The following is an 11,974-nucleotide window of genomic DNA, read 5'->3' as shown; positions in this document are numbered from 1 at the left end:
CGGCGTCACTGCGGTCAGCTCGCTCATGGCGCGAGCCGTTCGACGGCCTGATCCAGCCGGAGGGTCACCTGTTGTTCTGTTTCGCCGCGCACTGTCAGGACGACCGCGGCGTCTCCCCAGTCACCCGGAGCATTTCGTTCCTGGTTGTGATTAGTGGAGATCCGGGTGTCGATGACCCATGGTTCGCCAGCTAGAGCAGGCAGGGCATGCTGAGCGCCGCTGTCGGAGTAGATCATCACATAGCCGGTCAGATGTTCGGCAATCTCGAGCTGGGAGGGGACTGGTGCTCCCAGCTGCGCGTGGACGGTGATTTCGTTGAGGTTGGCGCCGGTCCGTGAGTGAAAGCCTGGTACGACGCCGCCGCCGCCGGGCCGGGCTGCGATCTCGCAGAATACTGGTTCACCGCGGGCGAGGAAGACCTCGTGATGGGTGACGCCGCTGAAGGTTGGGTGGCAGGACAGGACCGCCTCATTGAACGCGAGCAAGGTGTCGAGCTCGGGGCCCTCGGCCACGCCGACATCGCGGCAGGGTTGCAGACCTTGGTAGCTGGTGGTGGGGTCGATAGTGCGGCCTGCGGTTGCTGCGACGACACGGCCGTGATCGACGACGCTGTCGATATGGAAGAGCTGGCCATCGATGTATTCTTCGATGTCGAGCTCTTGTGCTGCGGCTGGCCGGTTGCGGGCAAGCTGCTCGATGTCCTCTTGACTGGCAAGGACGGTGACATCCATCGATCCAGCACCGAGCCGGGGTTTGACGAATAGCCGCCGGTGGGTTTGCAGCAGTGAGCGTGCCGCCCGTCGGTCGAACGGCATGAAGTCGGGGACCCTGATGCCCTGGTCGCGCAGATGCTGCTTCATAATAATCTTGTCGCGGAAGGGGAGCACATCGGGCACGTGTGGTCCGGTGAGCCCGAGCTCTTGGCGCAGCTGTGCTCCGAGCAGCAGATGCACCTCAGAGATCGCCACCAGACCGGCGGCTGCGGCAGCACCGTTGTTGCACTGGAAAGCAGCAGCGCAACGAGATGTCTCCTCATCGAGCCGGATGCCGAGCACTGATTCTATTTCGGGGCCCTTGGCCTCATCGAGTTTGCCCACGTCCGTCACGAGCCGGACCGAATACTGGTCACAGGGCAAGAAGGGCGTGCCGTCCCGGCGGTGGTAGGACCGGTAGCCGAAGCGGTCGAGCAGGACGACTGGCACCGGGCCAGCTACGCCCGCGCGGATCATGGCGTCCTCGTCTGGGGTGCGTAGGCGCGGTAGCGAGCGGCTAGTTCCCTGGCCCACCCGTCGGCTTCGGACCAGTGCATCTTGGGGCAGCGGTACCCGAGTTCGTCCTGCATGACCTGCATGCTGGCTTCCTCGAAGGTGATGTAGCCGTTGCCGTCGATGTCGGCGATGCCGTCCTCGCGTTGACCGATAATGTTGATCTCGCGTGCTGCGGAAGGCGTAACGCCGCCGGGAAGATCCAGTTCCGCACGGCCAGCGTTGAGTCTGACCGGGTAGCCGCCGTGCATTCCGTCGAAGCCGGGGGCATGGACTTCGCTGGCAGTGCCATCGGCCAGGGGTTCCAAGACGCTCAGGGCAGATGATGTCGTCATGAAGGTTCCGGCCAGACCGCCGACGCGCCGGTACTTGACCAGCAAAGGCTTAAAGATGGTCCCGACGTCGACGCCGGGGGTAACATCATGGCCGTCGCATTGAACCGTTAAATGGAATGTTCGGGGGTTGGCGTCCCCCATGCGGGAGATTCGATGGCTCACGTAGTGGTGGGCGACGAAGCGGACCTGAACGCGTTCGACACCGCATCCCAGCCGTTCCGCGGCAATGACACGCAGCGCCGGGACGTTGTTGGCCACGTTGCCGATGCCCAGGTGGGGGCTCAATCCTGCGCCTTTGAGGGCGGGGTGCACTGCGTCAGGATAGGCGGCGTTAATGACGAACGCGCCGCTGCCGGCCATCCGGACGGCCTGCATCAGTTTCGCCACGGGAGCCAAATGCATCGGCAGCCATGGGCCAAAGTTCGCCGAGTAGATCCTTTCGAACTTGTCCTTGGGCAGGTTGTTGATGAACCACCACGACTGCAGGGAGGCGGAACTGAAGATGATGTGTGGCTCGAACTGGGAGATGTTCTCGGCCATGTGCGCGATGTCATCCAGGGAACAGATCGCATAGCCGACCTCTGGCGCATAGCCTCGCTGCACGGCGCTTAGGCAGGCGAGATTGGCTGCCCGAACCACCGATTCTTCCGACCGGCCGACTAGGCTGAGTGTGCGCGGCGAAGAGGAGTGGGCAAGGCCTTGAAGAACTTGGGTCCCCAAGGTTCCGGCTCCGACGACCATGATCCGGGCGCGTTTTTCCACATGTGCTCCAAACGTGACTTTGAGCCTGGGCTTCAGCACAGCGTGTGGCTGGGGCCTGCCTCCAGCAGGGCGGGGAGATGCCTCATGTCACAGAAGGATGTGACTTCATCGGTTTCCGCATGCTGAGCTGGTGAGCTGTAGCGCAGAACGGGAATATCCGCGCTGAGGGACGCCTGCACCCCCACGGTGCTGTCTTCGATTACAACACAACGGTCGGTCGGATAGCCGCATGTCTCGGCTGCCCATAGGAAGAGATGAGGATCCGGTTTCCAAAACCCGATGTCGTAGGCGGAATAGATACAGTCGCCGAAATATTCGGCCAGGCCAGTCGCTTCCAGTCTTGAATGGATGATCCCCCTAGGGCTGTTAGAGGCTACGCACATGTGGACGCTAAGGCATGCCAAGACCTGCTCGACCCCCGGAATCGGCCGCAAAGTGGTCCGCAGGATCTGCTCACAAGTGCTGCGCACGATGTCGACCGCATCGGCCGGGGCAGATGTTCCTGCAAGCTCCTCAAGTAAGGCGATGCATGTAGATAGCCTTTTGCCGCTGAAAAGGTCATCGGCGAGTTCGTCTGTTAGCTCTACTCCCATGCCGAGTCCCAGTCTCATCAAAGCTTGGGATTCGGCCCCTTGCGCATCGACGAGGACCCCATCGAGATCAAAGATAACTAGCCTGTCCGGTGTCTGGGAAGACTTAATCATCATGTCGCCGCCTCGAGCGACGATGGGTCCAGGAACAGGACCGGGAAATCGCTATTGCGCAGGCATGAGCCCGCGACAGTAAATACCGCGTCCTGGTAGATGCACACGGAGGGCCCCAGGCGATCCACGATCAGCCGCGCATAGAGCTGGTACTCGACGTAGCGTAGGAGCGCGTCGTAGAATGCTGATTCCAGCAGCGCGCGACGCTCGCCAGAATCGAGTTCCCCAGGGCCCGCAGCGCGGTGGAATTCCTCTCGGAAGCGCACGTAGGCGATGCTCCTGTAGGTCTGCATTAGCACGGTTGCCGCTGGCCGAACTTCGGCAGGGATGTCCCGGTAGTCTTTTGGAGACAGCCATTTTTCCAGCCCGTCATCCGGTAGCCTCATGACGGCGTCTAGCATCTCGTCACCGATCCAGTCTATTCCCTCCGCTATCCGCTTCGCGAGCCAGTTGCGGCGCTCGGGTGCGTGCTTGGAGAATCCCAGCGGCAGGTGTTTCGAGACACCCAGTTCTGTGAGCGACAGCACCATGTGCTGGGGAAAGGCCTGCGCGCACAACTCCCGCAAGCTGGCCGTAAAGGAACCCAGCTTCTGGATGATCTCGTCATCGTTGCCGGCGGTCTGGCGAACGCCGGGCAGGTCCACCAGCGCCCAGTCTCCCAAGATCGCCCATGGCTGACTCTGCACGCCCTGATTTCGAAGTAGCCGGGCGGCATTTTGCAGCCCGGCCAACTGGCTCCGGTAATCGTAGTCGGATTGGAAGGCTTTCGGTGAAGCGAAAGCATCGGTGAATAGCCCGTTATATCCGCTCAAGCGACCATCGGCGGCATGTTTGGTATATGGAGGGCAGAGCAGCGCAACGACATTCCCGGGAGTGCCTGCCAGGATGTCTTCTGCCCGGTTCCAGTCCCAGGTGGTCGTCGGTTTCTCGGAAGCACGCTTCCCGGGGATCTGTAACTGGTGCTCACCGAACACGTTCCTGAGGAAGCGTGTGCGATCCCTGGTCTTCGTGCCCCTTTGACGGGACTTAGCTTTCTGCCACGTTCCATGTGATGTTAGTTCAGCGGAGTGCAATTCCACCTCGATCCGCCGTGCAGAGGGCATTCTGCAACGCACCATGCGGCGGCCCAGCCACCGGGCTAGCGCCTCGGCGCTTCGTTCGCGTACCAGGCTTTGCAGGGGCTTCTTAGCAAGTAGCCTTACAGTCTTCTCGTAGAAGAAGTTCCGATTTTGGCCCTCGTTGGGCCTGTCCAGGTAGACAGAGATCACAACGCGTTCGCCGGAGCCGGGCGGGTACATCTCGGTGCTCCATGCACAGTCAGGTTCGTCTCGCATGAAGCGTGGCTCACTGTCCCCGGTAGATGGCGCCGGACGTGGCTGTCTCCCAGACTGCTACCTCGCTGAGTACCGGGAGTTGTGCGATGAGCTGTTCCCACACCCATCGCGCGAGGACCTCACAGGTAGGATTATCCAGGCCTGGAATGTCGTTCAGAAGCCGGTGGTCCAGTCTTCCAACCAGCGTTTTAACCGGGCCGCCAATGTCAGCGAAGTCGATCACCCAGCCCAACTCACCGTCGACCTCGCCGTCCACGGACACCTTCAGCAGGTAGGAGTGGCCATGCACCCGGCCGCACTTGTGCCCTGGCGGCACGCGCGGCAGCTGGTGCGCCGCCTCGAACCTGAACTCCTTAAATACGATCATACCTTTTCCTCTCTCTGTTGCAGCCTTGGAGTTCCGCTACGGGTTGCGGAGCATTCCCATGTACTCGCGCCTGGTCTCCGGATCCGACTGCATCTTTCCGCGAGCTGCGCTGGTCACCGTGACCGATCCCGGCTTGCGCACACCCCGCATGGTCATGCACAGATGCTCGGCGTCGACGACAACCAGCACACCCTGGGGACGCAGGACCTCCTCGATCTTCTCCGCGATCTCCCTGGTCATCCGCTCCTGCAGGCTCGGACGGCGAGCCATGACGTCCACCAGCCTCGCGATTTTCGACAGACCGGTGATAAAGCCGTCCGGATGCGGCAAGTAGGCAATGTGGGCTTCGCCGATGAACGGAACGAGATGATGCTCACACACCGAGGCGAACGGTATGTTACGCACGATCACCACCTCATTGTGGTTCTCGTCAAAGAATCTATTCATGGCCTCTCGCCCGTCGCTTAGCAGGCCAGAGAACACTTCGTCACACATCCGGGCATAACGCGTCGGCGTGTCCTTGATCCTAGGATGGTCAGGGTCCAGCCCCAGCCCTTCAAGGATCATGGTGACACCTGTCTCGATCATGTGGTGGTCGAAGGACCTTTTGCGCGGCTCGAGAGGGTCCTCGGCGGGCAGAAGCTCATGCGAAACGGTCTCTGTTGCTCCAGCTCGATACTCCAAACCTTCGACGATGGAGCCGCCCACGATGGCGTCTCCGTTTTCGCTGGGCCCGTCCATGCTTCACTCCCTGGGATAGTCCGGCAGGATGCTGAGAACGTAGAGGATCGCGTGGGTGAGAACTCATGCGCGGCACGGATATGCACCTCGGGCACTTCAATTTCGTCTACTCGAGCCCACTAGAACAGAGTTGATTATTTGGTGTCAACCGTCAGTAACTTCTTACCTCGACGGACTTGCGTGCGGGCCTGCCAGCGCTTTTACCCGGTCGCGAACTGGCGCCGCCAGCGACCACGAGATGACGAATCCGCGCTCTGCAGCGGCAGAGGTGACGATTTTGCGCAGCGACACCAAGATCCGCGGATCCGGATAGATCTTCTCGGCTACCGGCTGGCGCGTAGATCACAAGTCGGCAACACCGGCTTGCTCGGAAGGGTCGACACTCCCATCTTTGCTGTCCGTTTCCGGCCATGTAAGCGAACTCACGCGGCTGGTCTGTGCCTGTCCATCGCTCTCAGATTCGCCTTCGTCATCTATCCTCGCCAGGCCGGTCTGGCGATCGTCATCGGCCTATCGATGCTGGATGAACAGATCAACTCCGCTCCACGTGGTGTCCGCCGCGTGCCATGCGCATCCCTGTTCACCCGGATTCCACGTGGATGCCGGGCCGATGTAGCCGTAAATTTGGATAGTGGATGTGTTGATCGCGGCAGGTGCTCGCAGTCCTGGTACTCCGTGGTGAGGTCGCCGCTGGCGGCCAGAAGGGAAAACGCACTGCGTCGCCTGGACCACGGGGACCCGCGGGAACCTGTGACCTGAAAGCCGCTACGACCTCTATGTCATAGGGAAGTGGCAGCTTCCCGGCGGCGGCCCCGATGAGCAGCCTGCCCGTCATGGAGCGGACGAGAGCGGTCCGCAAGGTCGCACAGGCGTCCCGCCCTGTTTCAGCCCGTGATTTGACCTCTGGGTTCCACGCTGCTGAAGAACTCGTGGAGCCCACGGCGAAGATCGTCCGGAACCGGCTCGGCGTTGAGTGCTCACCTACCGCGAATGTGCCCCGGCCAGCCGGTGATGCGCATAAGGCCCTGGCCCAGCACCCGGCTGCGCGCACGACGGCCTGGACGCCAGCAAGGAGATCAAGCGGCTGCTGGGCTCCGCACAACGACTGGCGCCGCGTCGGCCGCCTTACGCAAACAGCCATGGCAGCGGTTACGGCCCAGCCACACTCCCCGACGGACTTCGCCCACGCCACGGCCGGCTCGCCCTGCCCAATGCCGATGGCTGGTGCATCTCCATGCTTGACGCCCTCGCTGACCTGGCCGAACCGACACCAGCCCCGGCGATTTCCACACCGCACTCCGCACTCCGCAGCGACGCGAACACAGTGGCCGCCGGGGCGCGGCCGGAACTCATCGCGCCGGGCGATGCATCCAGATCGGCCGACCGCACCCGCTGGATCCGTGCCAGCGGTACCAGGCGATCAGCAGACTCTCGGCGGGGTCCTAACCTTCGGAACCTACTACGCAATCGGGCGTACCGGCAGGGTCGAACGCGTCGACGAAAGTAGGGACATCGATCAGCGCAGCCTCGGCTGGCCATGACGTCTTCAACTGGCCCCGCCGGGGCGACCTCCGTAGCCCCTCTTCCGGCAGCGCAGGGCAGTACGAAACGGTTGCGCCGTTGTGCGGCAGATCGCGTCTTCCCAGCTCACAGACGGAGCTACTTCTGGACTTCACCGAGGTCGCTATTCGCGGTGGGGCCGCTGCAAGGCGTCCCGATGAAACCGGTTGAAGACGTCGTAGCCAGCCTCGGCCAGGCCACTCCCCCGGTGGACCGGGATCGTGCGAACGAGCGCGGCCGGAACGGCTGATCAGGGCCGGCCCATATGACGAACACCTCTACCAGGGGGCGCGCGCGCTGGATCCGCAGCCTCTGGTGGCCTGCTCGGCGGGCCGCTGCGGGCGGGGCATGTCGCCCATGGCCTCCACAGCCAACGCGAGCCGTAGCCCGCGGCCGCGCGGAGCCTGCTGGCACCCCCGGTCGACGTGGTTCGAGGTATTCACTCGTGACCGTTGTCCTGGCCACGCGGAAGGGCAAGTCCAACTTCGCGGTAGAGGTCACGCAGTCGCTGGTCGACGTCGATGGCTGCGTCGAGGGTCTTCAGCGTGGAGATGAACGCTTGCCGGAGGAACTGCTCAAGCAGGGAGTGGTCGTTGCCCGGCTGATGATCACGGTCCATGGCGTCCCCCTTCCTGGCCCGTAAGCTCCTGGGTGAGACGCTTGCGGGCGTGTCGGAGGTGTGAGCGCACCGTGGCGGGCTTGTGGCCGGTGAGCTCGGCGATCTCGGCGGGTGTGAAGCCGTCGATCGTCCATGCCATGACGGTGCGCTGCTCAGTGGGCAGCAGGCTCAGCAACTGCAGCAGGTACTGGCGCAGGCCTTCATCGGTGTGGGTGCCCGCAGCCGCGAGCCCGCCGGGGCCGGTTCGGGAGACAAGGGCCTGGGTCTCGTTCTGAACCTTGGCACGCGAGCGCCGTAACTGGCGCTGGGCGACAGTTCGGGTGAACGCCTTAGGGTGCTCGATCGCCGGCCAGCTCAGCAGGGCGGCCTTCATCGCCTCTTGCGCGATATCCTGCGCCTCGTGCTCGGTGGCACCCAGGTAGATCACAAAGCCGATCAGCGGTTTGATGTCGGCCCGGTAATACTGCTCGAACGCCGCCATCGAGGAGCTGATCGCCATGTGTTCTGGCATCTATGACTCCGTGCTGTTGGTGGGGGTGCCTGAAGTCCCTCATGGATGGTGTCTCTCCCATTGGTCGTGGAGCTCCGTCGTGCTCCGCGCCCTTCGCCGGCCACTGAAGGTCCGCCGGGTCAAGCGGCGAACACAACGGTTGAGTGCTCCCAGCAGGCCCGGGCGTGCAAACCGCCTCCAAGATCTTCTTGGAGGCGGTTTGCTGCGGGGCTCTACCGGCGGCCGCTGCCCAAGAGGGCGAGCACGATCGCGGCCACCGCGGCGATCACGGTCACCGGCACCGACCGGGAAGCGGCGTAGGCGGCGGGCACCCCGATTAGCGCCGCATTGGTGGTAATCAGCAGCCTGGTCGTCGGCTCTCCCTGGTCAGTCGGTTTCGCCGTGGCTTCAGACGTGCTGCCCTTCTCCGGTTCTGGCACCATCGGGTGGACGCTCTCCTTGCGCAAGATCTCCTCCGTTCGCGATATCTGGGAGGTACGCCAGGTAGGTGCAGTCAAACCACCTGATGTGCAATGCGCTCGTGGTTTCCGTTGTGTCGTCCTAGCCGCCGCTGCCGCCCGATCGCCCTGGCCGCCGCTCGCGCCGCCCAGGGCGAGGCCGCCACTCCGCAGGCCGCTGATGCCACCGACCCCCTCACGCCGCGCCGCGTACCGGCGTCGGGTGTCACCCAGATAGGTCAACATGACCGGCGGACGCGGCGATCGGGGTACGCGGCTTGGCCGCCACGGCGCGGCGGCCAAGCCGGTGGTCTTCGCAGCAAGGCTGTGACCACCTCCGCTAAGGCGGCGGCCGACACCGCGCGAGCCAGAGCACAATCCTGTTTTTGATCGTCCTTTTCGACGCGAACGCCCTGACCGCCACCCCGTTCCACAACCCCTGGTTGAAGGTTCTCGCCCTCGCCAGTGACGATTGGGACGTCCAGATCCTCGTCCCCTGAGTCTCCTTCGAGGAGATGGTCGCCAAGGCCCAACGGGACACCGACAAACTGATCAAGGATTTGGCATCCATCGCCAGCAAGGCCGGGGAACACCTCCGGCTTCCAGGCGGCCCTGGCCGACCTTCGAGCCCGGCGCGCCGCCGTCCGCCCGAGGCAGACCCAGGACACGGAGGCCGCCGGAGCGGTGTTCGTCGATCCCGTCAGCGCTGCAGTTCGCCGATGACTGCGTGCTGCGATCTCCCAGTTCTCCGATTACCTGCCCCCGGTGGCCGAGAACAGGCCGCGCCGACGTACAGCCGAACGGTTCCATCGACATCTACAACGACAGCGGCACCCAGCCTTACCCGCAGCGGTGACGGCGGGGGCGGTTGTCGGGTCGCGGCCGGTCACGCCGCCAGTGAGGGCGCCTGGTTCATGCCACTGCGCGGCAGCGGCTCCCCGCCACGCAGCTGCGGCAGATTCCGACAGTGCGCCCGACGGGCTGAAAGTCCGCATCATTCCTGAGGGTCACAACACTTCATCTGCCCCTGACCGCCGCCATCGGGGCTGGGAGCCGACCTCCAGCTGCGTCCCATCCCCGCCCGCGGACGCGGTTCGACGGCGCCAATACCGGCGGCCCACCCTGGGAGTGTTCTCTACCTAGGGCTAGGGGCAGCCGTCACGCGGGCCGCACCCGGCGTGCGCGGGCGCGACCCGGGACTTCGGCGCGCCGTAACAGTGGTCTTCGATCGCTTGTTGCCACGCCGAAAGTTGAGCATCGGCCACCCGAAGGCCGTCCGGGTACGCGAGGCACTGGACACCGACAGCGCCCGCGAAAGGCTCCACAAGCCGTCTGATACACGCCAGAACAACCCCCTTGGAGATCGTTTTTAAAGGGGGCGTTCTGGTTTCGCATACCCCGGAATCTGGTTTCGTCCCGGTTCCGGGGATGACCTGTAAGGTTCCGGGTTTCGCCCGATCAGCTCAGTGCCGTGTCGGCCAACTCAGAGACCTCGCGATAGGTCAGGGCACGTGGACTGGACAGCAGCGTTCCGGCAACCGCCAGGATGGCAGGCCAGAGGATTCCGGTCACCATGAGCTCGGTTCCACGCCACGTAGGCACCCATTGTCCAGGAGGCAGTGCGCGACCATACGCGACATAGTCTCCCGACGCCCACTCGCCGCCCTCGTCATCGACCAGGGCGACCGCGTCCTCGATTTCCTCGATGATCTGCTCGTCTGTGACTGTTCGGCCGAGGTAGCGGAGTTCAGCGATGGGGCCCGCCGCTGCTATCGCGGCGAGGTCCCACGCTCTCGTGCGCCGAGGACGCCGGAGTGCCACCTGTCCGACGTTGTGCGTGCTGCGAATGGTGACGTATCGGAAGCTCAGGCCTTTGTGCCAGTACATGACAGCGTGCGCGGCCTCGTGATGCGCCGTGATCGGGAGCTGCTCGGTGATGATGGTGCGGTACTGCGACGTCGTCATGGTCAACCCTTCTTGCGGAGGCAGGCCGCAGGCAATCGTTCAGCACGTCCGAGATCGTCTTGTCCTCCTCGGCTGCCTTTTCCTTTGCCGCCTTCCAGACCTCATCCGGGACGCGAAACCCGCGCACCGACGTACCAGCTTCGCAGTTGCCCGGTTCAACGGCCGGACACGGTCCGACCCGATGTGCTGCACCCCCATCGCGGCCAGCATGGCACGTGCCTGCACGGCGCGCTGCTCGTCGCGACGACACGCCTATCCGCTTCGGCTCTGCTGATCGGCTCGAAGCTGAACACAGTTGCCACACTCCACGCCTGGGGCACCCGCCCGCCTACCACTCGGCCACCGAGGGTCCAAGGCACATTGCGCCCATGTTGAGGGCGCTTTGGCCCGTCTGCGACGTTGACTAGTCCCCACCTGTTGCAAGTCGGCAATTGGGAGGCACATGAACGGCCTCGGCCTGCCCAGACCGGCAATTTCTTCGGGAGCAGCGCTTATCGGAATACCTACAAGGCGTCCCGTTCGATCGCCTCGAAGATATCGGAGTCTGTCTCCTGCTGCCATGAGGGCAGGTCTGCCCAGTCTGCGACATAGGAGGGTTTCGGATCGGGAATGTGCTTGTAGATCTGAGCTATCCAGCACAGCGACACAAAGCGGCCCTTTTGCTCCCTGGTGAGCTTAGATGCTGCACCGTCGGACAATCCGATGAATTCAACAACCTGATGGAAGACAGCACTTGCGGCCTGCCGCTCCCAATCGGGCATTTCTTTCCAGGGGGCGACGTAACCCGGATTTGGGTCTCCGGGGTAGTGTTTCCGAACACCTTGGATCCATGCCTGCCGGAACACGAGTCCCGAGTCGTCCTGCTTTCCCATTGCACTCCTAGAGTCGGATTATGCGGTCATTAACTTAGATCGTTCGATTGTCAACCATGGAGGGCCCTAGTTTGCCGCTGAGGGTTTCAACTCTCGCCCGCCTCACCGAGCACGTCTTGCGGTTCAGCATGTGCGCAACCGACCTCCTGAGACTGCGCCCCAAGGCCTTTGGCGCCCAACTCACCGAGATCAACTTCGAAGGGCTGGACGTGGCGCAGCTGTAAACGTGGGCACGGGGGCAGTCGATGGGGTCCTTGCCGGAGTCCACCAGACGTCCATAGAGGGCTCCCATCACGTCTTCGGCGATATCCGTAGACGCCTCCCTTCCCAGGAGGATCCCGCCGCGGCGGCTGATGAATCCGGCAAGCTCTCTGTAGTTGTCCTTGAAGAACTGCTCGAACTCGGCCCGGGCGCGGCGTTTTTGAAGATCGTCGCTGTGCTGGTCCCGGTCCGTTGGTGCCACTTGTTGGCTCCGATGTCGTGTCCTTCGTCGGCACAAGCT

Annotated in this window: 12 protein-coding genes; all 12 read right to left on the bottom strand. The window is 63.3% G+C overall.

The genetic code is table 11. The annotated features are described in order from the left end of the window. Nucleotides 1-23: 23 nt before the first annotated feature. The 12 genes from AGRA3207_RS37315 to AGRA3207_RS37260 all read right to left on the bottom strand — a co-directional run bounded on the left by AGRA3207_RS37315 (nucleotide 24) and on the right by AGRA3207_RS37260 (nucleotide 11,935). Nucleotides 24-1,229 carry an ATP-grasp domain-containing protein gene (locus AGRA3207_RS37315; protein WP_231332083.1) on the bottom strand — a complete coding sequence of 402 codons (1,206 nt, stop codon included), beginning with the start codon at nucleotides 1,227-1,229 and terminating at the stop codon, nucleotides 24-26. Beyond that, on the bottom strand, nucleotides 1,226-2,401 hold the full coding sequence (locus AGRA3207_RS37310; protein ID WP_231332082.1) for a hypothetical protein: 1,176 nt from the start codon (nucleotides 2,399-2,401) through the stop codon (nucleotides 1,226-1,228). Before AGRA3207_RS37310 ends, AGRA3207_RS37315 begins: the two co-directional genes overlap by 4 nt. Then, nucleotides 2,395-3,069, bottom strand: a complete 675-nt coding sequence (locus AGRA3207_RS37305) for an HAD family hydrolase (protein WP_231332081.1) — start codon at nucleotides 3,067-3,069, stop codon at nucleotides 2,395-2,397. The genes AGRA3207_RS37310 and AGRA3207_RS37305 overlap by 7 nt, the downstream gene beginning before the upstream one ends. After that, nucleotides 3,066-4,040, bottom strand: a complete 975-nt coding sequence (locus tag AGRA3207_RS37300; RefSeq protein WP_231332080.1) for a hypothetical protein — start codon at nucleotides 4,038-4,040, stop codon at nucleotides 3,066-3,068. Before AGRA3207_RS37300 ends, AGRA3207_RS37305 begins: the two co-directional genes overlap by 4 nt. Before the next feature lie 370 nt (nucleotides 4,041-4,410). After that, a complete protein-coding gene (gene queD / locus AGRA3207_RS37295; protein WP_231332079.1) occupies nucleotides 4,411-4,767 on the bottom strand; it encodes a 6-carboxytetrahydropterin synthase QueD in 357 nt (118 codons plus the stop codon). 36 nt (nucleotides 4,768-4,803) lie between these two features. Continuing rightward, nucleotides 4,804-5,508: a GTP cyclohydrolase I FolE gene (folE, locus tag AGRA3207_RS37290; protein ID WP_231332078.1), complete on the bottom strand. Its 705-nt coding sequence runs from the start codon at nucleotides 5,506-5,508 to the stop codon at nucleotides 4,804-4,806. Nucleotides 5,509-7,507: 1,999 nt separating this feature from the next. After that, nucleotides 7,508-7,687 (bottom strand): hypothetical protein, encoded by a 180-nt coding sequence (locus tag AGRA3207_RS37285; protein WP_231332077.1) that lies wholly within the window; start codon nucleotides 7,685-7,687, stop codon nucleotides 7,508-7,510. Next, nucleotides 7,677-8,198, bottom strand: coding sequence for an RNA polymerase sigma factor (locus AGRA3207_RS37280; RefSeq protein ID WP_231332076.1), 522 nt, complete (start codon nucleotides 8,196-8,198; stop codon nucleotides 7,677-7,679). The genes AGRA3207_RS37285 and AGRA3207_RS37280 overlap by 11 nt, the downstream gene beginning before the upstream one ends. Before the next feature lie 212 nt (nucleotides 8,199-8,410). Beyond that, nucleotides 8,411-8,644: a hypothetical protein gene (locus AGRA3207_RS37275; RefSeq protein ID WP_231332075.1), complete on the bottom strand. Its 234-nt coding sequence runs from the start codon at nucleotides 8,642-8,644 to the stop codon at nucleotides 8,411-8,413. 1,449 nt (nucleotides 8,645-10,093) lie between these two features. Next, nucleotides 10,094-10,600 (bottom strand): hypothetical protein, encoded by a 507-nt coding sequence (locus AGRA3207_RS37270; RefSeq protein ID WP_231332074.1) that lies wholly within the window; start codon nucleotides 10,598-10,600, stop codon nucleotides 10,094-10,096. A 503-nt stretch (nucleotides 10,601-11,103) separates the two neighbouring features. Beyond that, entirely contained in the window at nucleotides 11,104-11,472 is a 369-nt protein-coding gene (locus tag AGRA3207_RS37265; RefSeq protein ID WP_231332073.1) for a hypothetical protein, read from the bottom strand. A 34-nt stretch (nucleotides 11,473-11,506) separates the two neighbouring features. After that, nucleotides 11,507-11,935 carry a hypothetical protein gene (locus AGRA3207_RS37260; protein WP_231332072.1) on the bottom strand — a complete coding sequence of 143 codons (429 nt, stop codon included), beginning with the start codon at nucleotides 11,933-11,935 and terminating at the stop codon, nucleotides 11,507-11,509. Nucleotides 11,936-11,974: the final 39 nt, after the last annotated feature.

The organism is Actinomadura graeca, assembly GCF_019175365.1.
Classification (GTDB): Bacteria; Actinomycetota; Actinomycetes; order Streptosporangiales; family Streptosporangiaceae; genus Spirillospora; species Spirillospora graeca.
The sequence above is the reverse complement of the archived record's forward strand: the minus strand, read 5'-3'. Positions and strand labels throughout refer to the sequence as shown.

Excerpts from the sequence above, each read along its gene's own strand:
- AGRA3207_RS37315 (WP_231332083.1), bottom strand. The coding sequence starts at position 1,229 with ATGATCCGCGCGGGCGTAGCTGGCCCGGTGCCAGTCGTCCTGCTCGAC.
- AGRA3207_RS37305 (WP_231332081.1), bottom strand. The coding sequence starts at position 3,069 with ATGATGATTAAGTCTTCCCAGACACCGGACAGGCTAGTTATCTTTGAT.
- queD (WP_231332079.1), bottom strand. The coding sequence starts at position 4,767 with ATGATCGTATTTAAGGAGTTCAGGTTCGAGGCGGCGCACCAGCTGCCG.
- folE (WP_231332078.1), bottom strand. The coding sequence starts at position 5,508 with ATGGACGGGCCCAGCGAAAACGGAGACGCCATCGTGGGCGGCTCCATC.
- AGRA3207_RS37285 (WP_231332077.1), bottom strand. The coding sequence starts at position 7,687 with ATGGACCGTGATCATCAGCCGGGCAACGACCACTCCCTGCTTGAGCAG.
- AGRA3207_RS37280 (WP_231332076.1), bottom strand. The coding sequence starts at position 8,198 with ATGCCAGAACACATGGCGATCAGCTCCTCGATGGCGGCGTTCGAGCAG.
- AGRA3207_RS37270 (WP_231332074.1), bottom strand. The coding sequence starts at position 10,600 with ATGACGACGTCGCAGTACCGCACCATCATCACCGAGCAGCTCCCGATC.
- AGRA3207_RS37265 (WP_231332073.1), bottom strand. The coding sequence starts at position 11,472 with ATGGGAAAGCAGGACGACTCGGGACTCGTGTTCCGGCAGGCATGGATC.